The sequence below is a fragment of the Hydrogenophaga sedimenti genome (assembly GCF_051857515.1).
GTDB lineage: Bacteria > Pseudomonadota > Gammaproteobacteria > Burkholderiales > Burkholderiaceae_C > Hydrogenophaga.
Genome location: NZ_JBPZHA010000001.1, coordinates 90804 through 114482, shown reverse-complemented (window position 1 = coordinate 114482; position 23679 = coordinate 90804). Strand labels below are relative to the sequence as shown.

Genomic DNA, 23679 nt, shown 5'->3' with positions numbered 1-23679 from the left:
ACCATGGGCATCGACATTTCCAGCGTCCTCGACAAGGCCTTGCTGTCGGACCTGACGGCCTTGAAACTGCACGAGAAGTACCTGATCGGGCCGCACATCCTCGGCATCGAGATCACGCAGGGCATCCAGTACTTCCGCGCCTCCCGCCACCTGACCGATCCCGCCGACCGCGGGCCGGACAACTCGCTGCAGCTGGTGGCCCACAAGACCGCGTGGGTGCGGGTGTACGTGCGCGCCGGCTGGGGCGGCGCGGTCAGCCTCAGCGGCAACCTGGAGATCCGCGCCATGCGCAACAAGCGGTGGCTGCCGGTGTGGGTCGATGTCGGCACGCTGACGCCGCAGACCCCCGGCACGGTGACGGCCCAGACGCTGCCCGACTACGCGAGCGAACGCGGCACCATCACCGCCACGCTCAACTTCATCGTGCCCGCCGAGGACATGGCCGGCTTCATGTCGTTCAAGGCCAACATCTGGCGCAGCAACGACGCCACCTCGGCCATCGTGGACAGCGAGACCGTGCAGGCCGACGTGTCGCTGCTGCAGACCCTGCGCGTGCGCGGCCTGATGGTGGCCTACAACGGCAGCAACGCGGCCGGCAACGGCAACCTCAACATCGCCGCGCCGACCGTGGGCGACCTGCAGACCACGGCCGCCTGGTGCCACACCGTGTTCCCGGTGCAGGCCGACGGCGTGTTCTCCAGCGCCGGCACCGTGACGCTCACGGTGCCGCTCACCGGGGCGGCGACCGCGCCCGGCGGCTGCTCACCCGGCTGGTTCACGCTCAACGGACAGCTCGCGGCCGCCAAGGCCAACGACGGCAACCGCACCGACGTCGTCTACTACGGCCTGCTGCCCAACGGCGTGCCCATGGGTCCGGTGATCGGCTGCGCGAGCAACGGCGTGACCTCGGGCGGGGTCGGCAACGGCGTGACCATGGCGCACGAGATCGGGCACTTCGCCGGCCTGCCCCACGCGCCCTGCGGCACGCCCGGCAACGCCGCCTACCCGGCCTACGAGCCCTACGACCCGGCCGCCACGCCCACCGCGTCGATCGGCGAGTACGGACTGGACATCAACGACGGCGGCATCCACCCGCCGGCCCAGAAGGACTTCATGTCCTACTGCGGTCCGCGCTGGACCTCGATCTACACCCACCAGCGCCTGACCAACAATGCGATCTTCGCGCCGACCTCCGTGTACCCGCGCATCCGCATTCCGGAGCTGGTCGACCCCTGGCTCTGGCCCTGGGAATACATTCCCGACCCGGCGCCCGAGCCTTGGGAAATCTGGAAGAACCGCATCGAGGAGCTGCGCATGCGCCCCGTCATCACCCTGATCGGCACCTTCGAGCGCGACGCCTCGATCACCATGCAGCACGTGATGCGCGTCGACGCCCAGTCCACCATCGCCACCGGCCTGCCCACGAAGATGGTGGCCGAGCTGCTGGGGGCCAACGGCGAGGTGCTCGCCAGCGCGCCGGTGATGCGCATCCCGGCCGATGCACACGGTGAAGGCGGTTGCGGCTGCGGTGGTGGATGCGGCGGCGGCGAGCCCGCAGTCTTCGGCTTCCAGGCCATGGTGCCCAACGTCGGTCGCGGCGAGGCCCTGCGCATCGTGCACGTCGGCGCGCTGGACGATGCCGACGGCAAGCTGCGCCGTCCGCTCACCGTGGCCTGGGAACGCCAGGCGTCGCGGCGACCGCTGAAGCTGGGTGAGGTCGCGGTGAAGGCCAGCGCGCGCGGCGTGACGCTGGCGTGGAAGGTCGAGGGCGAGGGCGCAGACGGCGCGCCGGTGAGCTGCTCGGTGCAGTTCAGCAAGGACGGTGGTCGTTCGTGGAACGGTGCGGCCGTCGGCATCGAGGGCGGCAAGCTGCAGCTCGCACCCGATGCCCTGCCCAGCGGCAAGCTGATCTTCCGCGTGCTCGCGCACGACGGCTTCGACACCGCCTCGCGCGATTCGGACCCGGTGCAACTGGCGCTGCGCGCGCCCAGCGTGGCGGTCATGAGCCCGGTCGCCGGCGCCCGCGTCGAGACCGGTGCACCGATGCGGCTGTGGGGCAGCGCCCAGAGCTCCAGCGGGGAACGCATCGACAACGAACACTTCGAGTGGCAGCTGGACGGCAAGGTCGTCGGTCGCGGCCGCGAGGTCTGGATCAACGCGCCCAAGCCGGGCCGGCACGAGGCGCGGCTGGTGGTGACCGATGGTCGCACCACCGGTGAGGCCTCGGCCGGCTTCACGACCCACGACCCCGACCGCGAAGGACGGCCTTCGCGTTGACCCGGGCGCCAGCCCGCGGCGGATCTGGCATTCTCCGGTCTTCGCAACCACCGGAGATCGGGAATGTCGGTTCTTGGAAACGCCTGCCTGGCGATGTGGTGGGACATGGCCCCGGAGATGCGGGTCGAGTTCGAACACTGGCATTCGCACGAACACTTCCCCGAGCGCCTGGGCATCCCCGGCTTCCTGCGCGCCACGCGCTGGACCAGCGCGACCGGCGGCGAGGGCATCTTCGTGATGTACGAGCTGACGGCGCACGCGGTGGTTTCCTCGCCCGCCTACCTCGCGTCGCTCAACGGGCCCTCGCCCTGGTCGACGAAGCTGATGCCGCACCACCGCAACATGGTGCGCACGCAGTGCCATGTGCTGGAGAGCCGGGGGTCGAGCGTGGCGCGGCAGGCGCTGACCGTGCGGCTCTCGCCCGCCAGTGGTCGCGCGGACACGCTGCAGGCGGCGCTGGCGGCGCGCATGGCCGAATGGGTCGGGCAACCCGGCCTCGCGGGCGCCCATCTGCTGCGGCATCAAACCCCGGCCATCGCCCAGACCACCGAGCAGAAGATCCGCGGCGGTGACCAGGCGGCCGACTGGGTGCTGGTGGTGACGGGCTACGACGCGGCGGCGCTGGATGCGCTGGCGTCGGCGGAGCTGTCGGAGGCTGCACTGGTCCAGCTCGGCGCAGCGCCCGGCCCGGTGCACGGCCGTTTCGCGCTCTCGCTCTCGGCCACGCCGGCCGACATGCGCTGACCTGCCGACCCAGCGGAGCGCCCGGCCCCCACCGGCCAGGGCAGCCTGCAGGTCGCCGCGCGGCAGGAGAGCGTCACATGCTCCACTCGAGGACCTGCCACTCTCCCGCCAGCAGACCGCGGTCCACCCGGGCGTGCAGGGCATCGAGGCGGTGCAGCGCGCAGGGCACGGCCTGCCCTTCGAGCGCAGGCAAGGTCGCTCGTTCCACGGTCCAGACACCATGCTCGAAGCGGCCGAAGGCGACGTCCACATCGAGCAGTGCCTGGGCCTGTTCCGGGTGCCGCCGCACCACCTCGGCCAGGGTTTCGTCGGGCTTCAGGTCGGCGGGCCAGGCGGCGCTGCGCGGCCGGTGGTGCATCAGGTACTCGCCCGCGACCAGCAGCCGTTCGGCCGTGGGCTGGCCATCGGCGCCCAGCCGCGCGAGCGCGATGCGCTGGCCCAGCGAACCGGGCAGGCGCTCCCAGACTTCGAGGTAGCGGCCGTGGATGCCGGTCTCGATCACGCGCTCCGGCGTCTCGAACACCATGTGTCCTTCGTCGGGCGTGCTGCGCGGCGGCTGGACATCGATGCAACGTTGCCAGGTGCAGACCTCGGGCCTGGCCGGGTCGGGGCGGGCGATGCGCGTGGTGCCGGCAAAACCCTGCTGCAGTGCGCGTCCCTCCGCCGCCTGGCGGTCGGCGTCGGCCGGCACCCGCAGGTCGCCGTGCCACAGGCCGGTCTGCAGCCAGCGCACCCAGGTCGTGGTGTCGCGGCCTTCGGGCGTCTCCAGCAGGGTGCGCGCCCACACGCCGTGGTAACGCGCCGGAACGCTGCTCAATGGACTGCCCTCCGTGCTGCGCACTGCGGGGCTGAGCGCCTTGGGAGCGGCCCGGCGACGCTCATGCGACCGCCCGCGCCTGGTGCAGCGCCTCGACCACTTCGTCGGTGCTGCAGACGCGGCCGAAGATGCCGCCCTCGACGCCGATCATCGCCATCGCGGGCGCGTGCAGCCCGGGCTGGCTGGCGGCGGTGGCGTCGGCCACGGTGGTGCAGACGAAGCCGCGGTCGACCGCTTCGCGCAGGGTCGAGTGCACGCAGACTTCGGCCGTGACACCGCAGAGGATGAGCTGGCGGATGCCGAAGGCGCCCAGCACCGGGCCCAGCGTGGTCTTGTGGAAGGCGCCGTAGCCGGGTTTGTCGATCACGTGTTCGCTGGCCAGCGGGCGCAGCGCGGGCACGAAGTCGTGGCCCTGCTCGCCGCGCACCAGCAACCGGCCCAGCGGCCCGGCGCTGCCGATGGGGGCGCCGGCCGCGACGCTGCGCGCGAGCTTGGCCGGCGGGCAGTCCGACAGGTCGGGCAGATGGCCTTCGCGGGTGTGCACCACCATCAGGCCGGCGGCGCGCGCGGCGGCCAGCAGGCGCTGCACCTGCGGCACCACGGCCTGCATGGGCGCGATGTCCAGCCCGGCCTGCTGGGCGTAGCCGCCGGGGCTGCAGAAGTCGCGCTGCATGTCGATGACGATCAGCGCCGTCAGCGCGGGGTCGAAGTGGGGCAACTCGCTCATGCTGCAGGCCGGATGAAGCCGGTGGTGATGGCCTCGGCCATGCGGCGCGCCACTTCGTCGGACAGCAGCTGGCCTTTGACCGCATCCGAGCCTTTGGCCGAGGACAGCACACCCGAGGGCGGCACCCAGTCGGTGCGCGGCGGGTACATGTCGTAGGGCGGGAAGTCGGCCGGGCCGTCGTCGGGCAGCAGGTCCATGCGCACCAGGGCGGGGTGGTGGTGCAGCATCATGGACGTCTCCAGCACGGCGGCGTGCTCCAGCGCGAAGCCGGGGAAGCCGTCGGGGAACACGTCGCCCAGGGTCTCGGGGGTCATGAAGTCCCAGTACTCCAGCCGCATCACCTGCAGCGCACAGGCCGGGTCGGCGGCCTTCGCATCGCGCAGGCCGAGGTCGATGCCTTCGATCAGGAACCACTGGTTTTCGTAGTGGCCGTTGACGATGACCAGCTTGTCGACGCCGTGGCGCGCAAACTCGCGCACCGCGTCGCGCACCTGGCCAATCAGCGTGGCGGCGTCGACGCTGGTGGTGCCGCAGAAGTGTTGGCCGCCGCCGCACTTGGGCTGCGACTTGTAGCCGTAGCTCAGCGTCGGTGCGACCAGGCCGCCCACGCGCGCCGCGGTGTCGGCCGCGACGGCGCTGGCCAGCAGGCCGTCGGTGCCCAGCGGCAGGTGCGGGCCGTGCTGCTCCAGCGCGCCCACCGGCAGCAGCACGGGCGGGTGGTCGTTGCGGATGCGCTGCTGGTAGTCGACCCAGGAGAGCTGGTTCATCCAGACGGTGCTGGACACGGGTTCGGGGGCGGTCATGGCGTGCGGACTCCGGTGACAGAAACGGAAACGGACGGTGTGTCGGGTGCGGGGCTGGCCAGGGCTTCGGCCAGCGCGGCGACGGCGATCAGCGCCCCGCCGGCCCAGCCCATGGGCGTCAGACTCTCGCCACCGAACGCAAGCGCCGTGCCCACCGAGACCACCAGCTCGGCCAGCAGGATCACGCCGGCGCGGCTGCTCTCCAGATGGCTCACGCCGTACTGCCAGGTCACGGTCGCCAGCAGCATCCAGCCAAAACCGTAGGCCAGCAGCGCCAGCACCACCCAGCCCGACACCGCGGGCAGGGACTGCCCCGTCAGGCCACTCGCCAGCGCCGACAGCAGGCCGCAGCCGATGAAGACACAGAAGGTCTTGGTGCGCAGCGGCACCGCGTGGGCGGCGCGCGCGATCACGTTGTTGGCCGCGAAGGCCAGTCCGGCCGAGAGCGAGAGCGCGTCGACCCAGCCGAAGGCCAGTGCCTCGCCACTGCCCCCATACGCACCACCCAGCCCCGGCCCGCCGAGCACCAGCCACAGGCCCACGACGGCCGCGGCCACGGCGGCCCAGCGTGTCGGCGGGATGCGCTCCTTCAGAAACAGCCAGCCGCCCAGCACCGACCACACCGGCGACAGGTAGAACAGGAACATCACCCGCACCACGTCGCCCAGCATCAGCGCGTTGACGAACGAGGTGTTGGCCCAGCCACCGACCAGCGTGAGCGCCAGCACCAGCGCCCACTGCGCGCGCCAGGCCGCACGGTCGCGCCAGAGCAGCCACACCGCCAGCACGCCGACCGACCCGTAGGCACACAGCGCAATCAGCGGGCCGGACAGGCCCTGCGCGACGAACCCCTTGAGCGGGATCCAGGACAGGCCCCAGAGCGAGGCCGAGAACAGCAGCACGCCGGTGGCGAGGCGGTCGGTGGGGTGCGCGGGCAGGAGGCTCATGGGTCTGCGTTCAGGGCATCACCGAGCCGCCGTTGGGTCCCAGCACCTGGCCGGTGTAGAAGCCCGACAGCTCGCTGGCGAGAAAGAGCGCGGTGGCGGCGATGTCCTCCGGCGCACCGAGCCGGTGCTGCGGGATCGCGAGTTCCTTCTCGACCCACTCGGCGCTCATGTGTTCGAGCGAGACCATGGCGGTCGCCACCGGCCCGGGAGCGATGGCGTTGACGCGGATCTGCTGCGGCGCGAACTCGCGCGCCAGCGACCTGGTCAGGCCGATCACGCCGGCCTTGGCCGCGCAGTAGGGCGCATAACGCTCGCGGCCCAGGATGCCCAGGTCGGAGGCGATGTTAACGATGGCGCCCTGGCCCTTGTCGAGCATGCCGGGGATGAAGGCGCGGCAGACCAGGAACACCGCCTTGAGGTCCACGCCCAGCATGCGATCCCAGTCGGCCTCGGTGGTCTCCAGAAAGGCCTTCTCCTGGATGATGCCGGCGTTGTTGACCAGCACGTCCACCGGCCCCACGGCGTTGGCCATGGCCTGCACCGCGGCGGCGTCGCTGACGTCGGCCTCATGCGCCAGCGCGTCACCACCGTCGGCGCGGATCTGCGCCACCAGCGCCTGCGCTTCGTCGGCCTGCCGCCAGTGGTTGACGATCAGGCGCGCACCGGCCTGCGCGAACAGCAGCGCCGTCGCGCGGCCGATGCCGGTGGCGGCGCCGGTGACCAGGGCCGTGCGGCCCTGCAGTGAAAGGATCGGTGTCACAGCATCACCTCGCCGTGGCTGGGCGAAAGGCACTGGCCGGTGAGCGCGGCCGAACCGTCGCTGGCCAGGAAGAGGAAGGTATCGGCGAGGTCTTCGGGCGTGAGCATGACCGGCACGGCCTGGCGCGACAGGATCTCGCGCTCGACCTCGGCTTCGCTCCTGCCCTGCTCCAGCGCCATCGCCGCGAGCGAACGCATCGCCGCCGCCGTGCGCACCCAGCCGGGGCAGACCGCGTTGACGCGGACGCCGCGCGGGCCCAGTTCGAGCGCGAGCGAGCGCGTGAGGCCGACCACGGCGTGTTTGCTGGCGCTGTAGGCCGAGAAGCCGGCCACGCCGATGCGGCCCCAGATCGAGGACTGTTGGATCACGCTGGCGCCGCGCGGCAGGAACGGCAGCAGCGCGCGCGTGAGTCGCCACATGCCGCTGACGTTGTTGTCCAGCAGGGCGGCCCAGCGCGCGTTGGCGTCGGCAGCACCATCATCGATGGGCGTCGGGTATTCGGTGCCGGCGTTGTGCACCAGCACGTCCAGCCGGCCCCAGAGCGCGTCCACCTGCGTCGCGGCGGCGGTGACGCTGGGATCGTCGCCCAGCTGGCAGACCAACGCGTGCGCATCGGTGCCTTGCGCGCGCAGCCGATCCACCAGAAGCTGCAGCGGCTCCGCCTCCCGGTCCAGCAGCATCAGGCGCGCACCCTGCGCCGCGAAGCCGCGCGCGAGTGCCTGGCCGATGCCGCCGGCCGCGCCGGTGATGAGCACGGTGCGGCCTTCGAGGCCGTAGCGGACCGTCATACCGCGGTGAGGAAGGACACGCCCACGGCACCGATGAAGCCGTCGGCGCGGTGCGGGGCGCCCGGCGGCAGCACGGCGCCGTAGTTCTCGGACAGCACGCGCGCGACGCGGTGGCGGTGGTAGGCGCCCAGCAACTCGCCCACCGTCACGACCTGCGGACTGCGGTCTGCGTAGAGCTGCCGGTGCAGCGCGGGCAGCTGGTACCAGGGCGCCACGGGCCGCTCGTGGTGGGCGTTGTGGAAGCCGAAGTTGAGCCACACCAGGTTGAGCCATCTGGCATCCAGCCCGACCACATCGCTGTAGGTGTTGGCCTGCTCGTAGGCGCGGTCGCGGACCTTGTCCTGCGGGATCGGCGCCTCGTCCAGGATGGGGTAGGTGTCGTAGGTGTGCTGGAAACAGTCGGCAAAACGCAGCAGGTGCACGAACAGCAGGTAGGCCAGCGCGTACAGCAGCAGCGCCTTGGGCGACCACCAAGCCAGCAGCGCCCAGGCACAGAGCCGCACCGCGGCGACGCCGAGGATGCGGCCGCGCGCGTCGCGCTTGCGTTCGTCCACGAAGGGCAGCGCCATCACGACGCCGCGCATCAGGAACTCCACCGCCGGGATGTGCAGCCATTCCAGCGCCAGCACCACGTGGCGCAGCAGCGGCCGCCGCCGCAGCAGGCCCTGGAAGTCGAAGGTCAGCACGTCGGCGCGCTCCACGTGGTGGCGCATGTGCTTGCGCCGCAGGTCGGCGAAGCGGGCGTAGGCGCTGCCGTTGATCCAGCTCATGGCCACGCCCCAGCGCTCGTTGGCCTGTGGCGTCTTGAAGATGGCCTGGTGGGCGAACTCGTGGATGAAGTAGGCCGACCAGGTCAGCGTCAGCATGACCAGCAGCACGCCGGCCACATTGAGCAGCCAGAACGGCTGGCCGAGCATCCAGATGCCGGCCGGCCAGCCGAGCACCGTCACGCCCAGCGCGACGGTGTTGGGCAGCACGCCGTCGGCGTGCCGGAACAGGGCGGTCATGGCGCGCCTTCCGCCTTACTTGGCCAGGGTCTTGACGATGGACGCGTCGAAGGTGGCTTCGGGCGCCGGCAGGGTCGTGATCTGGCCCTTGGCCTTGAGCAGCTGGCCGATCACTTCACCGCTGGCGTAGTAGGAGGTGGTTTCCTTGGCTGGCAGGAAGGCCTTGGGCATCTCGGCCAGCGGGATGTTGTACACGCCGCCCATCTGTTCCTTGGCTTCCTTGGCGGAGACGCCCATGAACTTGCCGATGATCTTGGCCGCGTCGTCGGGCTTGGACTTCATGTAGGCCATGCCGTCCAGGTAGGCCTTGATGAGGCCGCTGATCTCGGTCGGCTTGGCCTTGATGGCCTTGTCGTCGAACACCAGCACGTCGGCGATCAGGCCGGGCGCGTCCTTGGAGGAAAACACCACCTTGAACTTCTTGCCGCCGCCCTGGCCGAGGATCTGCGACAGGCTGGGTTCGTAGGTCACGCCCACGGGCAGCTGGCCCGAGGCCATCGCGGCCGGCACCGCTTCGGGCGTCATGCTGACCGGGCTGATGTCCTTCTCGGTCAGGCCGTTGACCTTGAGCGCGTAGGACAGCAGGAAGTCGCTGGGTGAGAGCGGGTTGTAGCCGATCTTCTTGCCCTTGAAGTCCTTGACCGTCTTGACCGTGCCGTCGGCCACGATGGCGTCACCGCCGTTGGAATAGTCGATCGGCATGACCACCTTCATGCTCTTGCCGGCGGCGACCTGGCCGACCACCTGGTCGTAGGTCAGCATGCCGCCATCGACCGCGCCCGAGGAGATCGCGGGCGGGATCAGCGCGGGGTCGGTGAAGACCTGCAGCGAGACCTTGAGGTTGTATTTCTTGAACAGGTCCAGCGACTCGGCGACGTAGAACGGGCCGTAGCCGATCCACACCACGGTGGCGATCTTCATGTTGGTGGGACCGGCCGCGAAGCTGGTCGCGGTGGCCAGCGCCAGGGCCGCACCGACGGCGGGCTTGCACAGCCGGCCGAGCAGGGAAGAAGAAGAGGAAGACGCTGCGGGAGAAGAGAACAGACCAGCCAGTTTCATGATGAAGCTCCATGGGTGAAGGACGGGCGCAGGAGAACCGATCTGACGTCGTTCTCCCGGGCTTTTGTCCCTCCGTGGAGCCTGCGATGAGGCCGGTCCACTCTCGGACCAGACCCTGCGTTGCCGCAGACGGAACCCTAGTGGACCTACGCACGAGCGCTGACACCGTGTGCAGACCGCTCTCCATGCTGATGTCCTCCATTGCATGGAGCGTGCCAGGCATCCGGCCCCCGCTTTTGCACCAAAGGGTGGCGCGCCGGGGGGTGGAGGTGCCGCCCTGTGCACCGACGCGCCTGCTCGTGGTGCACAGCCGCGGCTCAGCGCAGCGCCAGCGAGTCGCGCTTCCAGGCCGGGTCGGGCCAGCGGCTGAACGGGCCGAGGGCTTCGGCGTCCAGCGCCGTGCGTTCGGGCGTGAGGGTCGCAGCGTTGACCACCTCGAAGCGGCGGATCGTCTTGCCCTCGGCGATCGCTTCACGCGCCACCAGCAGGCGCTGGCCACCCGGCTCCCAGCCCGCGAACTCGGCGTAACCCGTGCCCGGCTGCAGCGCGGCCGGCGGCAGCACCTGCACGTTCCAACCACTGGCGTCCTTGCGGAACACCCAGAGCTCGCGCCAGCCATCGACCGGCTGCACCGCCAGCGCCAGCGCCGTGCCTTCGCGGTTGGGCGCGGCCGAGGCGGCCCAGACCTGACCCCAGCTGCAGCGCTCGGCCAGTGCGGGCGCATCGGCTTTGGCCTTCGGGTCGCGCAGGCTCACGCAGCTCTGGCCGTCGTCGGCGCGGCGGGTGGTGATGGCCAGGCGACCGGTCAGGGCCGCGGCGGGCGCAGCGGCCCAGCGCACGGCGTTCACACGCACGGCGGCGGCGTGGAACCGGCTCAGGTCGTCGTCGACCAGCTCGGTCTTGTCGACACGGCCGATGGCGTCGATCGCGCGCTGGGCGGCGCTGCGCGCGGTGTCGGTGCTGGCGCGCTGGGCGCGGGCAAAGGCGAGGCGGCTCCAGACCTCGGCCTGGCGCGTGGCGAGGCGGGCGCGCCAGTGGACCGGCAGCGCGGGCACGTCGGCACGGGCCAGCAGGTCGGCCAGGCCTTCGTCCAGCGCCTCGCGGTCGGCGGCGCGGGCCGGGGCCTCCAGACATTCGCTGCGCGTGAGCGCCATTGCGGCGCGCGCCTTCTGTTCGGCGTTGGCGGCGGGCATGGCCAGCAGGCGGCGGTACGCATCGCCGTCGTAGCAGACCGTCATGCGGCCATCCTGTTCGCGCGACACCAGCTGCACACCATGGCGGCGTGCCACGTCCAGGTGCGCGGTCAGCAGCGGATCGTCGGTCCGGCCGGTGCCGCTGCTGGCGCGTTCGGCCAACCGCTCGGCCTGGCGGCCGATCGCGTCCATCACGGCGGCGCCCTGCGGCCCCTGCAGCGCGGCGGCAGGCAGGGCCTGGATGGCGGCGGCGGCCAGCGCCAGCCCCAGCGGTTCCGAGCCCGGCTGTTCGCTCACGAAAGCCATCAGGGCCAGCAGCTGGGGCGTCTCGGCCGCGTCGGTAGACACGCGCATCAGCTGCGTGGCGCGCACATAGCCGCCGCGCTCGCGGTGGTGGTCCCAGACCTGCAGGAAGTCGCCTTTGCTGCCGCGGATCTCCAGCGCCTCGCCACGCCAGAGCAGGGTTTGGCTGGCGGCGCTGTCGCGTGGCGCGGCGCGCAGGGCGACCTTGTCGCGCGTCACCAGGCCCACCGCGGCGGCCGGGGCGGGCACCGTCGCGGCGCGGGCGCTGTAGACACAGCCCACCAGCGCGATGGCCAGCGTGCCGGCCCAGAGGTGGCGGGCCCAGTGATGGGAGATCGAACGGCTCATGTCATTGCTCCGCGGTGTCGGTGTGGGTGTCGCTGGTCTGCTGCGGGGCCGCGGCCACGTTGCCCAGCAGGTTGTTGCCGATGAAGCCGTTGGTGTTGGGCGGCGCGATGATGACCTGCACCTTGTCGCTCAGGCGGTCGGCCATGGTCTTCTGGATCAGCAGCGGGTGCTTGGTGATCAGCGCACCCTCCATCGCCATCTGCTCGGCGTTGGCCTTGCCGATGTTGCGCAGGCGGTAGGCCTCGGCGTCGGCCAGCTTCTGGCGCGCTTCGGCTTCGCCGGTGGCCTCGATGCGGCGGGCCTGGGCTTCGCCTTCGGCCTGCTTGACGCGGGCCACGCGGGTGGCTTCGGCTTCGAGCTGGCGCTGTTCGATCTGGCGCTGCTTGAGCGGCAGCACGTGCTTCATCGCCTCTTCCTGCGCCTTGGCGGCGATCACCTGTTCGCGCGCGGCGGCCTCGGCCGCGACCTCGCGCTTGGCTTTCTCGGCCTCGGCGGTCAGCGTGCTTTCCTTGACCTGCTTCTCGCGCAGTTCCAGCGTGTAGCGCATCTTCTCGGCCGACAGGCCTTCGGTCAGCAGCACCTCCATGCCCTTGCGGTAGTCCTCGGGCAGGTCGATCTGGCCGATGTGGACCGAGCGCAGCACCAGGCCGTCGGCCTGCAGGCGCTCGCGGATCTGGGCCTCGATGTCCTGCTCGATCTGGGCGCGCTGCGACGAGAAGATCTCACGCACCGTGTGGCGGGCGACGATCTTGTAGACCGTGGCCTGCACGGCGGGTTCGACGATCTGGCTGTCGATGTCGGCCGGCAGGGCCAGCGCCTTCGCGCCACCGATGCGGGCCGGGTCGATCGCGTAGCGCACCCGCAGGTCCATGCCGATCGACAGGCCCTCGACCGTCTGCGCCGGTGAGGCGCCCTTGGCCGTGGCCATCGATGCCGCGACCCAGGTGCGGTCCTTGAGCGACCAGACGCTCACCTCGTGCAGGCCGGGCACGCGCCACACCGGGCCTTCGCGCCAGACGCTGGTGCTGCCCGTGAGCTGGTTGGTGCGCACCGCCAGGTGGCCAGGCTCCAGCGGTTGCACCGGCGGGTGCTGGATCAGCAGGTAGCCGGCACCGGCGGCGATGGCGGCCGTGCCCAGGGTCAGCACCACCGGGCGCCACGGAAAGGGTTTGCCCGGCGCACGGAACACGGCTCCGGTCTCGGCCATGTCATCGCCCGCCACCGACGCGGCAGACGGGGTGCGGCGCAGCCATTGGGCCAGGGCCAGGCGGGTGGAACGGGTCAGGGTCTTCAGACGCAGCAGCATGGATTTCTCCGGGGGTTTTGGCCAACCCAACCGCGGGTTCGCCATGCCCTGCATCGTTCCGGGAAGGCGCGGAAGTCTCAATGCGGTCGCCGGGCGGAAGCACCGCCGGCCCCGGAAGAAAAACTCACAGGGCCCGCGCCGGCCGGCCTTCGATAATGGGCGCCATGCAAAAAGTCGCCGTCATCGAGGACGACCGCCCGACCAGCAACCAGCTGGCCGGCTGGATCCAGGCCGCCCGCCCCGAGCTGGAGATCCACCAGTGGTTCGACCGCGACAGCGCCGAAGCCGCGCTGGCGCGCGAGCGCTACGACCTGGTGGTGCTGGACATCGAGCTGGGCCGCGAGCGGCACGCGGGCGTGGCGATCATCAACACCATCAACAAGCTGCACCAGGGCACGCCGGTGCTGGTGGTCTCGGCCATGCCGGCCGCGATCTACCGCAGCATCATGAAGGCGCTGGACGCCTGGGACTACCTGCAGAAGACCAGCTTCGACGAGGCCGAATTCGTCGAAACCTTCCTCGACATCCTGCGCAGCGCGCGCACCCAGAAGGGCGCCGAACCCGCGCCGGCGGCCGACGACGAACTGAGCCTGGACCCGCTGTGGCAGCGCAGCCCGACCTGGCGCGGACAGCGCATCAACCTGCCGCTGACGGCGCAGCGCATCCTGGCGGTGCTGGTGCAGCACAAGGGCCAGACCGTGAGCTACGAGGACCTGTTCGAGGTGGTCAAGAGCGGACGCAACCGCGACAACGTGCGCAAGCACGTGAGTGCGATCCGCGACGCCTTCCGCGATCTCGACCCGAGCTTCGACGCGATTGAAAACGTCCCCATGCGCGGCTTCCGCTGGAGCCGATGAAGTTCGGTCCCCTCGACCTGCCTTCGCTGCCGGCGCTGACGCTGCCGCGGCTGCCGCTGTCGGCGTTCCGGCGGCGCATCGTGTTCCACGGCGTGTTCCTGCTGCTGGCCCTGGCCGTGGTGGTGCTGGCACTGACCCTGCTGGCGGAAGAGAAGCAGCGCAGCCGCGAGCGCTACGAGGCCGGCTTCCGGCAGACCCTGTCGACCATGGCGGCGCAGTTGCGCCACCCGACCGGGCAACTCGCCCTGATCAACGCCGACGCCGTCGCACCCTCGGCCAAGGGCCTGGCGCCGGTGGTGCTGCCGTTCTCGGCGCTGGACTACTCCGACCCGTTCAAGGCACGGCAGGCGGTGGAGATGAGCGGCTGCGCGGTGCACTGGCCCGACGACGGCGGGCAGCTCTGCGTGGGCGTGGGCAACAGCGCCTACGCCGGTGGCGTGGTGTACCTGGTGGCCGATCTGGTGCTGCCGCCGGCCATGGCGCGCGAGCCGGGCACGCTGGATCTGGCGCCGGTGAGCCACGCGGTCGTGCAGGCGCAGACCGCCGCCGGCACCGAACAATGGGTAGCGCCCTTCGAGGCCCCGGGCGATGCGCCCGCCGACCTGGGCGATGGCGGCCTGCGCGGCCGCGTGACGGGCTTTGCTGGCGCAGGCAATGCCCTGGTCAAGGGTTCGCTGCCGGTGCGCGACTTCCGCGGCTGGCTGTGGCAGGAACCCGGATGCGCCCAGCCCGACCAGACACTGCCCGCTTGCGCGCGCCGCTCGCTGCTGTCGCTGCGGGTGCCGATCGAGGCCTGGCGCCAGGCGCTGTTCGCGGGCAGCGCGCGCACCTGGCCGCCGGCCGATCTGGGCCGGACCGCGCTGCGCCTGCAGTGGGTCGGGCCGGAGGGTGTGGTGCAGTTCGACAGCGCGCGCACCGGCGCGGTACAGCCGTTTTCGCTGCAGCACCTGGCCACCACGCTGTCGGCCGGCGAGGTGCTGCGCATCGAACGCCTGGGCGGCGATGCGGCGCGGCTGGTGACCCAGCTGCGCGGACGGGCACAGGGCGACGAGGTCGCCGCACCCTGGCTCACGCGCCTGGTCCTGCGCCTGCCCTCGGCCGACACCCGCACCCAGGTGCAGGCCAGCGAAACCCTCACCAGCTCCAGCGGCCGCTACCGGCTCACACTGACCGGCGACCTCGCCAGCGTGGACCGGCAGCTGAGCGCGACCGCGACCCGCATGAGCTGGTACGTGGGCGCGATGCTGGCCGCGATCTTCCTGGCCTGGCTGATCATCGAGCTGGGCCTGATCCGGCCGGTGGCGCTGCTGACCAAACGCGCGGCGGCGCTGAACTACAACATGCAGGACCCGCAGGTCGAGCGGCGGCTGGGGGAGCTGGACGTGAGCGACCTCGGCGGCCGCGACGAGATGGGCATCCTGGCCAGCTCGCTCGCGGCACTGCTGCAGCGGGTGAAGGAGGGCGTGCGGCGCGAACACCTGCGCAACGAGCAGGAGCGCGACATGTGGCACGCCGTGGGTCACGAAATCATGTCGCCGCTGCAGTCGCTGATGGTGCTGCACGGCCAGCCGCAGGACCCCAGCCACCGCTATGTGCACCGCATGCAGCAGGCGGTGCGGGTGCTCTACGGCACCGCCTCGCCCAGCGAAGCCATCACCTCGGCCACCGTCGAGGTGGACGCGCTGGACCTCGACAACTTCCTGCAGCACGTGGCCGAGAACGCGCCCTACGCGGGCATCGCGAACGTGGTCTTCACGCGGGCCACCGCGCCGGTCTGGGTGCAGGCCGACGAGCATTCGCTGGAAGACGTGGTGACCCACGTGCTGCGCAACGCCGACCGCTACCGCCCCGAAGGCTCGGCGATCACGCTGACACTGTCGGCCGATGAAACCATGGCCACGCTGCGCATCCACAACACCGGCCCGGCGATTGCCGACGACCTGCTGGACAAGATCTTCGAATACGGCGTGAGCGATGGCGCGGCCGGCGCGCAGGGCGAGGGCCGCGGCCAGGGCCTGTTCGTCGCGCGCACCTACATGGCCAAGATGGGTGGCACCATCATGGCCACCAACACCGAGGGCGGTGTCGCCTTCCTGCTGCGCATGCCGCGCGCCACCTCCAGAACCCACGCATGAGCCGCATTGCCGTCATCGACTTCGAAACCACGGGCACCTCGCCCGGCATGGGCGACCGCGCAACCGAGGTCGCCATCGTCATGACGGAAGGCGGCCGCGTGGTCGACCGCTACCAGAGCCTGATGAACGCGGGCGCCTACATCCCGGCCTTCATCACGCAGCTGACGGGCATCACGAACGCGATGGTGCAGGCCGCGCCCCCGGCGGCACAGGTGATGGCCGAAGCCGCCCGCTTCGTGGGCGATGCGCCGATGGTGGCGCACAACGCGTCGTTCGACCGCCGCTACTGGCAGGCGGAGTTGGCGTTGTGCGGCCTGCCGGCGAAGCAACCGTTTGCCTGCACGGTGTTGCTGTCGCGCCGGCTGTATCCGGAGGCGCCGAGCCACAAGCTGGGCTCGCTGGTGGACTGGTTCGGCCTGCCGCGCACCGGCAAGGCGCACCGGGCGCTGGCGGATGCGGAGATGGCGACGGAGTTGCTGGGTCGCATCCGGCACGACCTGCTGCTCAAGCACGGTGTCGCGCGTCCCGACCACGCGTTTCTCTGTGCCTTGCAGTCTTGCACCAAGGCTTCGCTGCCGAAGTTCTTTGCGCGTCAGGTGGCAGCTCTCGCCTGATGGTTCGTTCGTGGCTTTTGTGGGTGAGCCATCTGTTGCTCACAGGGTGATGGCGCTGTCCGAAGGCGCAGGCCCCATTCGCGCATGCCACAGAGTTGGGCGCTCCCACCCGGTGTTCACGAAACAGGGGCGGCGAACAGGTCAGCGCGCGTGCGAGGTGGGCCGGAGTCTGCGGGCGGCGACATCACCCTGGCGCGAGGTCTGCACCCAGAAGGACACGAAAGAGGTTCAGTCCCGAAGCAAGCCAGCCAAAGACAAAGACCCGGTCACCGCGGGCAAAGAAGGCGCCTGCCACGACAGCCCCGCCTCCCGCGCCCACAGCGGCAGCTCGCCCGAAGCCGACACGCGCGCCACCACCCGGTCCACCACCGCCAGCAGATCGGTCTTCGACGACAGCGCCACCCATCCCAGATTGATCCCCAGTGGCTTCGCCGGCCCCGCCTGCAAGGCCGTGCCCGGCTTGCGCACCCGGTAGGCGTCGAACGCCGCCGACGGCACCATCACTGCGTCGACGCGGCCCCCCTCCAGCGCCGCCCAGACATCCTCGCGCTGCCCCAGCGACACCATGTCCTTCGCCAGCGCACCGCCCCCGTACATCGCCACCAGCGTGCCTTCGAGCGTGCCCGCCACCGCACCGATCTTGCGGCCCCTGAGCCCGCCCAGCGACGACACCGTCGGTTCGCCGGCGCGCTGCACGATCACCAGCGCCGTGCCCTGGTAGGGCTGGCTGGAGACCAGCGTCCCCAGCGTGATCCAGGGCCGCTCGCGCGGCGGCTTGGCGCCCGGATGGTCCGGCGTCTTGAAGCGCTCGCGCGTCGGCGGTCCGAGATCGGAGGCCAGCAGCGGAAAACCGCTCGCCAGCTCGCACAGACCGGCCGAGAGCATCGCGTTGACCTCGTGGGTCAGCATCGACTCCTTCTCGACCTCGGGCTCGAACGGCACCAGCTTCAGCTCCCGCCCCAGCTCGCGCGCCACCGCCTCGGCGACCTTCACATCAAAGCCCGTGACCTGGCCCTTGCGCGCCATCGAGAACGGCGGGTTGTCCTCGGCCATGCAGACGGTCAGCGGCTCGGCACTCGCCAGCGCACACACCACCGACAACGCGAAGGCAACGCCTGAACGGAGGGCCTGCGTCGAGAAGCGTCGCGGAACCGGCTTCGCCGGGCCGCTGGCGCTGCCCCCCTTCAGGGGGGTGACGCCGAAGGCGGCGCGGGGGGTATTCACAGTTCCTTCCCTCCTCTTGTCGCGACGTAGTTCCACAGCATCTCGATCGTCTCCGGCTCCAGCGCGCCCTTGAACGAGGGCATGTTGCCCTTGCCGTTGGTCACCGAGTTGTAGAAACGCTCGCGCTGCTCGGTCGGGAACTTGCGCAGGTCGTACACCGTCGTGCCGGCGTTGACCATGTTGCGGCCGTGGCACTGGGCGCAGGTGCGGTGGAACTGCTCGCGCCCCTTCTCCACCGCCTCGGCGGTGAAGGGCACGGGCAGCGGCATGGGCACCGGCACCGCTTCGGCCGGCACCGTGTTGGACTGTGCGAGCGCCGCCCCCGTGAGGGCCAGCGCGCACACCAGAGGTTCTCTCCAACGCATGCTCACTCCAGTGCAAACGTCCAGACGGAACCACCAGCAGGGACCTGCGACATGCGCTCGTCGCCCATCAGCGCCCAGACGCCGCCGGCACCCGAGACGATGGTCACGTACTGCTTGCCCTTGTGCTCGAAGGTCACCGGCAGGCCGATGATGCCGCTGCTGGTCTGGAACTCGTAGAGCTTCTTGCCCTTGACCGCGTCGACGGCGATGAACTCGCCGGTGGCCGCGCCGGTAAAGACCAGGTCGCCGGCGGTCGAGAGCGTGCCGGCCATGCTCGGCTGGCCCGGCCAGGCCAGCTGCCACTTGCTCTTGCCGGTCAGCGGGTCGATCGCGCTGAGGTAGCCGTGCGGCTCGTTCTTGGGCATGTTCACACCGCGGAAGTTGACACCCAGGTACCACTCGCCCTTCTTGTATTCGGGCTTGGCCAGCTGGTAGGGCCAGCTGATGTTGAGCGTGTTGGCGTAGGCCAGACCCGTGGCCGGGTTCCACGACATCGGGGTCCAGTTCTTGCCGCCGAGCACGCTGGGGAAGATCTCGACGTCTTCGCCGGCGCGCGCCTTCTTGTCGGTCTCGCTGTGCACCGGACGGCCGGTCTTGAGGTCGATGCGGTCGGCCCAGTTGACCTTCACGTACGGGTTGGCCGCGAGCAGTTCGCCGTTGGCGCGGTCGAGCACGTAGAAGAAGCCGTTGCGGTTGGCCTGCGCCAGCACCTTGCGGTCCTTGCCGCCGATCTTCATGTCGACCAGCATGCCCACTTCGGTGGCGTCGTAGTCGTAGGGATCGTTGGGGCTGAACTGGTAGTGCCACACGAGTTCACCGGTCTTGGGCCGGATCGCCACGACCGAGGCGATGTAGAGGTTGTCGCCCTGGCGCGCGTTCGGGTTCCACGGACCGCCGTTGCCGGTGCCCCAGTAGACGATGTCGAGGTCGGGGTCGTAGGCGCCGGTCAGCCAGGTCGGTGCGCCGCCCTTGGCGTGCGAGTCGCCCGACCAGGTGTCGCCACCCTTCTCGCCGGGCGCGGCCGTGGTGTAGAACTTCCACAGGTGCTTGCCGGTGGCCGGGTCCCAGCCGTCGATGAAGCCGCGCGTGCCGTATTCGCCGCCGGCGATGCCGGTGATCACGACGCCGTTGGCGATCAGCGGCGCGCTGGTCATGGCCTGGCCGTTGGCGTAGTCGGCGGCCTTGCTCTTCCACAGCTGCTTGCCGGTCTTGGCGTCCATCGCGATCAGGTGCGCGTCCAGCGTGGCGCGGAACAGCTTGCCGTCGTAGATCGCGGCGCCGCGGTTGAGGATGCCGCAGCAGGCCATCTTGAACACGTCCTGCGGCAGCTCGATGTCCTGCTTCCAGATCTGCTTGCCGGTGGCGGGGTCGAGCGCGATGGTCGCGTTGTGCGTGGTCACGTACATCACGCCGTTGTGCACGATGGGCTGCGACTCCTGGCCCTGCGGGTTGTTCAGGCTGTAGGCCCAGACCGGGCGCAGCTTGCCGGCGTTCTTCGCGTTGATCTGCTTGAGCGGGCTGTAGCGCTGGTTGTTGTAGCCCATGCCGTAGGTGAGCACGTCGCCGGGGGTCGCGTTGTCGCGCTTGAGGTCGTCCAGCGTCTGCGCCTGCGCGCCGCCGAGCAGCAGCGACAGCGCCGCGCCGCCCAGCCAGAGGGAGGTCTTGTTCATGTCTTGTCTCCTGTGTGTGAGGGGAACCCTCGTTGTGGTCTCCTGCCTTTTTCATTGTGGGAATTCGCGCGCCGTCGATCACGCCCGGGTTTTCCCGGTGGGAAAAGTGTTCTGCGGTGGAACACCCGGGCGCGACAGCCTCTCGGGTTTTCCCGCTTGTTGCCGAAGGTGGCACTGCCGAAGCTGCGGGTTCTTTTCAACGCGTCCCCATGCGATCCCCGATCCGCAACCTGTCCACCCAGGACCTGCCCGCGCAGCCCTTCTTCCAGACGCCCGAACAGCGGGCGGCACTGGCGCGCCAGCGTTTCTTCGAGGAGCAGGCACACCCCGCCGGGCTGGTCAGCGAGGCGGTGATCCGCTCCTGGGGCCGCAGCCGCGCACAGGGCCACACGGCGCACAAGATGCCGGCGCTGGACCCGGTCCACCGCAGCGCGCTGAGCGCGGCGCTGGCGCGCAACCGCCGCCTGCTCGACGCCGCGCACGGTGACCTGCAGCAGCTCGAGGCGACGCTGGCCGGCACCTCCAGCCGCCTGATGCTGACCGACGCGGCGGGCGTGATCGTGCACGTCTCCCGCGGCACGGGCGACCCGCAGCAGAAGGTGCTCGACGCAGCGACGCGCGTGGGCGTGAACCTGGCCGAGGGCGTGCTGGGCACCACCGCGCCGGGCATCGTGGTGCAGACCGGCATGGCCTGCACCGTGCAGGGCTGCGAACACTTCTACGACCTGTTCGGCGGCCTGCGCTGCGCGGCCGCGCCGATCCGCGACGTGCACGGCCGGCTGGTCGGCGTGCTCGACGTCTCGACCGAGGCGCGTGGCTTCGGCTTCGATGCCGCCGCCGTGGTCGGCGTCTACGCGACCTCGATCGAGAACCGCCTGCTGCAGGCGCAGTCGGACCAGCACCTGGTGCTGCACTTCCAGGCCGCGCCCGCGCTGCTGGGCACGCCGATGGAAGGCCTGGCCGGCATCGACGGCGAGGGCCATGTGGTGTGGATCAACGCGACCGGCCGCAGCCTGCTGGGCCAGCCGGCGCAACGCTGCGGCGACCCGGTCGGCGAGCTGTTCGGCACCGACCTGCGGCGCCTGCTCGGACTCTGCGGTCAGCCGGAGGCGCAACGCATGCAGCTGCCCAACGGCCTGGGCATCTGGGTGCGCGCCTCGCTGGGCCTGCGCGACGGCATCGACATGCAGCACGCGGTCGCCTGGTCGCCCGCCCCCGAGCCGGCGCTGGTCCCGGAAGAGGCCCCACCGGTCGAACCCGATCCGCCCGCACCGCCCGAAGCGACCTCGCTCGCCGCCACCCAGCAGCGCCTGGTCGAAGACACGCTGCAGGCCAACGGCGGCAACGTCGCGCGCACGGCCCGCCAGCTCGGTGTCTCGCGTGGCCTCGTGTACCGCCATCTGAAGAAGTAGGACCCCCACGCTCCGCCGCTGTGCGGGTCGCTGCCCCCCGAGGGGGCTGATCCGGCTTGGGGCTGCCCGGCGCCGGATCGCGGACCCTCACGCTCCGCGGCGACAATCGGCGCATGAGCGCCCACGTCCCCACCACCCCCACCCTCTCCACCCACGACACCACCCGCGTCGACGACCTGCGCATCGGCGCGGTGCGTCCGCTGATCACGCCCGCGCTGCTGCAGGAGTGGCTGCCCACGCCGCCGGCCGCCCAGGCGCTGGTCGAATCCAGCCGGGCCGCGCTCTCGCGGGTGCTGCACGGGCAGGATGACCGGCTGATCGTCGTCGTTGGCCCCTGCTCGATCCACGACCACGACCAGGCCATGGACTACGCGCGGCGCCTGAAGGCGCAGGCCGACGCGCTGCAGGACGAGCTGCTGGTCGTGATGCGCGTGTACTTCGAGAAGCCACGCACGACCGTGGGCTGGAAGGGCTACATCAACGACCCGCACCTGGACGGCAGCTTCGCGATCAACGAGGGTCTGGAAATGGCGCGCCAGCTGCTGCTGGACGTGCTGGCCGTCGGCCTGCCGGTCGGCACCGAGTTCCTGGACCTGCTGAGCCCGCAGTTCATCAGCGACCTCGTGAGCTGGGGCGCGATCGGTGCCCGCACCACCGAGAGCCAGAGCCACCGCCAGCTCGCTTCGGGCCTGTCCTGCCCGGTCGGCTTCAAGAACGGCACCGACGGCGGCCTCAAGGTGGCCAGCGACGCGATCCAGGCCGCCCAGGCTTCGCACGCCTTCATGGGGATGACCAAGATGGGCCAGGCCGCGATCTTCGAGACCCGCGGCAACCAGGACTGCCACGTGATCCTGCGCGGCGGCAAGGCACCCAACTACAGCGCCGACGACGTCAGCGCCGCATGCAAGCTGCTGCAGGCCGCCGGCCTGCGCGAGCAGGTGATGATCGACGTCTCGCACGCCAACAGCAGCAAGCAGCACCGCAAGCAGATCGAGGTCGCCGCCGAGGTGGCGCAGCAGATCGCCGCGGGCGATGCGCGCATCACCGGCGTGATGATCGAGAGCCACCTTGAAGAGGGCCGGCAGGACATCGTGGCCGGTCAGCCGCTGCAGCACGGCGTGAGCGTGACCGACGCCTGCATCGGCTGGGACCAGACCGTGCCGGTGCTGGAAACGCTCGCGGCCGCGGTGGGGCAGCGCCGCGCCGGCTGAGGCTCCCATGCGCCTGCCCTGGCAAGCCGCCACCCCGGCGCTCAACCTGGCGCTGCAGGGCGGCGGCGCGCACGGGGCCTTCACCTGGGGTGTGCTCGACGCGCTGCTGGAGGACGGGCGGGTCGCCTTCGACGGCGTCAGCGGCACCAGCGCCGGCGCCATGAACGCGGTGGTGCTGGCCCAGGGCCTGATGGACGGTGGCCGCGAAGGTGCGCGCACGGCCCTGCGCCGCTTCTGGACCGCCATCGCCAGCAGCCTGCCCTTCGAGGTGGCGGTGCCGCGCGCCGACGGCTCGGGCTACCAGCTCGCGCCGGCCATGCGCCTGATGCTGCAGTGGACCCACTATTTTTCGCCCGAGCAGCTCAACCCCTTCGACCTCAACCCGTTGCGCGACGTGCTGCGCGAGCAGCTGGACGTCGAAGGCCTGCGCCACCGCTCGCCGGTGCGGCTGTTCATCGCCACCACGGAAGCCAACACCGGCAAGCTGCGCCTGTTCCGCAACGCCGAGCTGTCGCTGGACGCGGTGCTGGCCTCGGCCTGCCTGCCGCGCCTGCACCGCAGCGTGCTGATCGACGGCCAGCCACACTGGGACGGCGGCTACGCGGCCAACCCCGCAGTCTATCCCCTGCTGCTGGAAACCGCCACGCGCGACACCTTGCTGGTGATGCTCACGCCACTGCGCTACGCCGCCACACCGCAATCGGCACAGGACATCGAGCACCGCATGCAGGAGCTGGCGTTCAACGCCACCTTCCTGCGCGAGATGCGCATGTTCGCCCACCTGCGCGAGCGCATCGGCCACATCGGCTGGTGGCGCCGCGGTCCGCTGGAGCGGCGTCTGGCGCAGACACGCTTCCACGCCATCGAACCCGATGTCACACTTGGCGAACTCGGCACCGACACCAAGGCCGCCGCCAGCCAGAAGTTCTTCGAGATGTTGTTCGAACTCGGGCGCGGACAGGGCCGGCAGTGGCTGGACCGGCACCATGGGGCGGTCGGCCACCACAGCACGGTGGACCTCGCGGCGCTTTTCTACTGAGCACCTGGCGCGGCAAAATGGCGGCGGGACCGGTCTGTCGGACACCCGTTCGCGCGGTCATCAACCAAGGAGG

General features: G+C 70.6%; 21 protein-coding genes and 1 riboswitch. Of the genes, 8 read left to right on the top strand and 13 right to left on the bottom strand.

What is annotated here, in order from left to right; genetic code table 11:
- The first annotated feature begins 3 nt into the window (after positions 1-3).
- Entirely contained in the window at positions 4-2277 is a 2274-nt protein-coding gene (locus ACS5NL_RS00565) for a hypothetical protein (RefSeq protein WP_439351605.1), read from the top strand.
- Between the two features lie 63 nt (positions 2278-2340).
- The gene (locus tag ACS5NL_RS00560) at positions 2341-3021 is read left to right on the top strand and encodes a hypothetical protein (RefSeq protein ID WP_439351604.1); all 681 of its coding nucleotides are present in this window, start codon (positions 2341-2343) and stop codon (positions 3019-3021) included.
- 73 nt (positions 3022-3094) lie between these two features.
- On the opposite strand, the gene ACS5NL_RS00555 is transcribed toward ACS5NL_RS00560, so the two are convergent.
- The 10 genes from ACS5NL_RS00555 to ACS5NL_RS00510 form a co-directional block, all read right to left on the bottom strand.
- Positions 3095-3838, bottom strand: a complete 744-nt coding sequence (locus ACS5NL_RS00555) for a hypothetical protein (RefSeq protein WP_439351603.1) — start codon at positions 3836-3838, stop codon at positions 3095-3097.
- Between the two features lie 61 nt (positions 3839-3899).
- Positions 3900-4565, bottom strand: a complete 666-nt coding sequence (locus ACS5NL_RS00550) for a cysteine hydrolase family protein (protein ID WP_439351601.1) — start codon at positions 4563-4565, stop codon at positions 3900-3902.
- Positions 4562-5368, bottom strand: coding sequence for a creatininase (locus tag ACS5NL_RS00545; RefSeq protein ID WP_439351599.1), 807 nt, complete (start codon positions 5366-5368; stop codon positions 4562-4564). Before ACS5NL_RS00545 ends, ACS5NL_RS00550 begins: the two co-directional genes overlap by 4 nt.
- On the bottom strand, positions 5365-6315 hold the full coding sequence (locus ACS5NL_RS00540; RefSeq protein WP_439351597.1) for a DMT family transporter: 951 nt from the start codon (positions 6313-6315) through the stop codon (positions 5365-5367). Before ACS5NL_RS00540 ends, ACS5NL_RS00545 begins: the two co-directional genes overlap by 4 nt.
- 10 nt (positions 6316-6325) lie before the next feature.
- On the bottom strand, positions 6326-7075 hold the full coding sequence (locus ACS5NL_RS00535; protein WP_439351595.1) for an SDR family NAD(P)-dependent oxidoreductase: 750 nt from the start codon (positions 7073-7075) through the stop codon (positions 6326-6328).
- Complete coding sequence (locus tag ACS5NL_RS00530; RefSeq protein WP_439351593.1) at positions 7072-7863, bottom strand: SDR family NAD(P)-dependent oxidoreductase; 792 nt, start codon at positions 7861-7863, stop codon at positions 7072-7074. Before ACS5NL_RS00530 ends, ACS5NL_RS00535 begins: the two co-directional genes overlap by 4 nt.
- Positions 7860-8870, bottom strand: coding sequence for a fatty acid desaturase (locus ACS5NL_RS00525; protein WP_439351591.1), 1011 nt, complete (start codon positions 8868-8870; stop codon positions 7860-7862). The genes ACS5NL_RS00530 and ACS5NL_RS00525 overlap by 4 nt, the downstream gene beginning before the upstream one ends.
- 15 nt (positions 8871-8885) lie before the next feature.
- Positions 8886-9929, bottom strand: coding sequence for an ABC transporter substrate-binding protein (locus ACS5NL_RS00520; protein WP_439351589.1), 1044 nt, complete (start codon positions 9927-9929; stop codon positions 8886-8888).
- 51 nt (positions 9930-9980) lie between these two features.
- Positions 9981-10081: riboswitch (guanidine-I (ykkC/yxkD leader) on the bottom strand.
- A gap of 165 nt (positions 10082-10246) precedes the next feature.
- Positions 10247-11773 carry an SH3 domain-containing protein gene (locus tag ACS5NL_RS00515; RefSeq protein WP_439351587.1) on the bottom strand — a complete coding sequence of 509 codons (1527 nt, stop codon included), beginning with the start codon at positions 11771-11773 and terminating at the stop codon, positions 10247-10249.
- Between the two features lies 1 nt (position 11774).
- On the bottom strand, positions 11775-13079 hold the full coding sequence (locus ACS5NL_RS00510; RefSeq protein ID WP_439351585.1) for an SPFH domain-containing protein: 1305 nt from the start codon (positions 13077-13079) through the stop codon (positions 11775-11777).
- A 164-nt stretch (positions 13080-13243) separates the two neighbouring features.
- Here ACS5NL_RS00510 and ACS5NL_RS00505 point away from each other — a divergent pair, with 164 nt between their 5' ends.
- The 3 genes from ACS5NL_RS00505 to ACS5NL_RS00495 are packed head-to-tail and all read left to right on the top strand — an operon-like array spanning position 13244 to position 16685.
- On the top strand, positions 13244-13936 hold the full coding sequence (locus ACS5NL_RS00505; RefSeq protein ID WP_439351583.1) for a response regulator transcription factor: 693 nt from the start codon (positions 13244-13246) through the stop codon (positions 13934-13936).
- Positions 13933-16071: an ATP-binding protein gene (locus ACS5NL_RS00500; RefSeq protein WP_439351581.1), complete on the top strand. Its 2139-nt coding sequence runs from the start codon at positions 13933-13935 to the stop codon at positions 16069-16071. Before ACS5NL_RS00505 ends, ACS5NL_RS00500 begins: the two co-directional genes overlap by 4 nt.
- On the top strand, positions 16068-16685 hold the full coding sequence (locus tag ACS5NL_RS00495) for a 3'-5' exonuclease (protein ID WP_439351579.1): 618 nt from the start codon (positions 16068-16070) through the stop codon (positions 16683-16685). The genes ACS5NL_RS00500 and ACS5NL_RS00495 overlap by 4 nt, the downstream gene beginning before the upstream one ends.
- 228 nt (positions 16686-16913) lie before the next feature.
- Here the strand turns inward: ACS5NL_RS00495 and ACS5NL_RS00490 are convergent, their stop codons facing one another.
- From ACS5NL_RS00490 to ACS5NL_RS00480, 3 genes are read right to left on the bottom strand one after another with little or no spacing between them, the layout of a single operon-like run.
- Positions 16914-17909: a substrate-binding periplasmic protein gene (locus tag ACS5NL_RS00490; protein ID WP_439351577.1), complete on the bottom strand. Its 996-nt coding sequence runs from the start codon at positions 17907-17909 to the stop codon at positions 16914-16916.
- The gene (locus ACS5NL_RS00485) at positions 17906-18274 is read right to left on the bottom strand and encodes a c-type cytochrome (RefSeq protein ID WP_439351575.1); all 369 of its coding nucleotides are present in this window, start codon (positions 18272-18274) and stop codon (positions 17906-17908) included. Before ACS5NL_RS00485 ends, ACS5NL_RS00490 begins: the two co-directional genes overlap by 4 nt.
- Positions 18275-18276: 2 nt before the next feature.
- Positions 18277-19944 carry a PQQ-dependent dehydrogenase, methanol/ethanol family gene (locus ACS5NL_RS00480; protein WP_439351573.1) on the bottom strand — a complete coding sequence of 556 codons (1668 nt, stop codon included), beginning with the start codon at positions 19942-19944 and terminating at the stop codon, positions 18277-18279.
- A gap of 209 nt (positions 19945-20153) precedes the next feature.
- Here ACS5NL_RS00480 and ACS5NL_RS00475 point away from each other — a divergent pair, with 209 nt between their 5' ends.
- The 3 genes from ACS5NL_RS00475 to ACS5NL_RS00465 all read left to right on the top strand — a co-directional run bounded on the left by ACS5NL_RS00475 (position 20154) and on the right by ACS5NL_RS00465 (position 23606).
- Positions 20154-21356 (top strand): helix-turn-helix domain-containing protein, encoded by a 1203-nt coding sequence (locus ACS5NL_RS00475; RefSeq protein WP_439351571.1) that lies wholly within the window; start codon positions 20154-20156, stop codon positions 21354-21356.
- A gap of 113 nt (positions 21357-21469) precedes the next feature.
- On the top strand, positions 21470-22567 hold the full coding sequence (locus ACS5NL_RS00470) for a 3-deoxy-7-phosphoheptulonate synthase (protein WP_439351569.1): 1098 nt from the start codon (positions 21470-21472) through the stop codon (positions 22565-22567).
- 7 nt (positions 22568-22574) lie between these two features.
- Positions 22575-23606: a patatin-like phospholipase family protein gene (locus tag ACS5NL_RS00465; protein ID WP_439351567.1), complete on the top strand. Its 1032-nt coding sequence runs from the start codon at positions 22575-22577 to the stop codon at positions 23604-23606.
- Positions 23607-23679 lie beyond the last annotated feature (73 nt).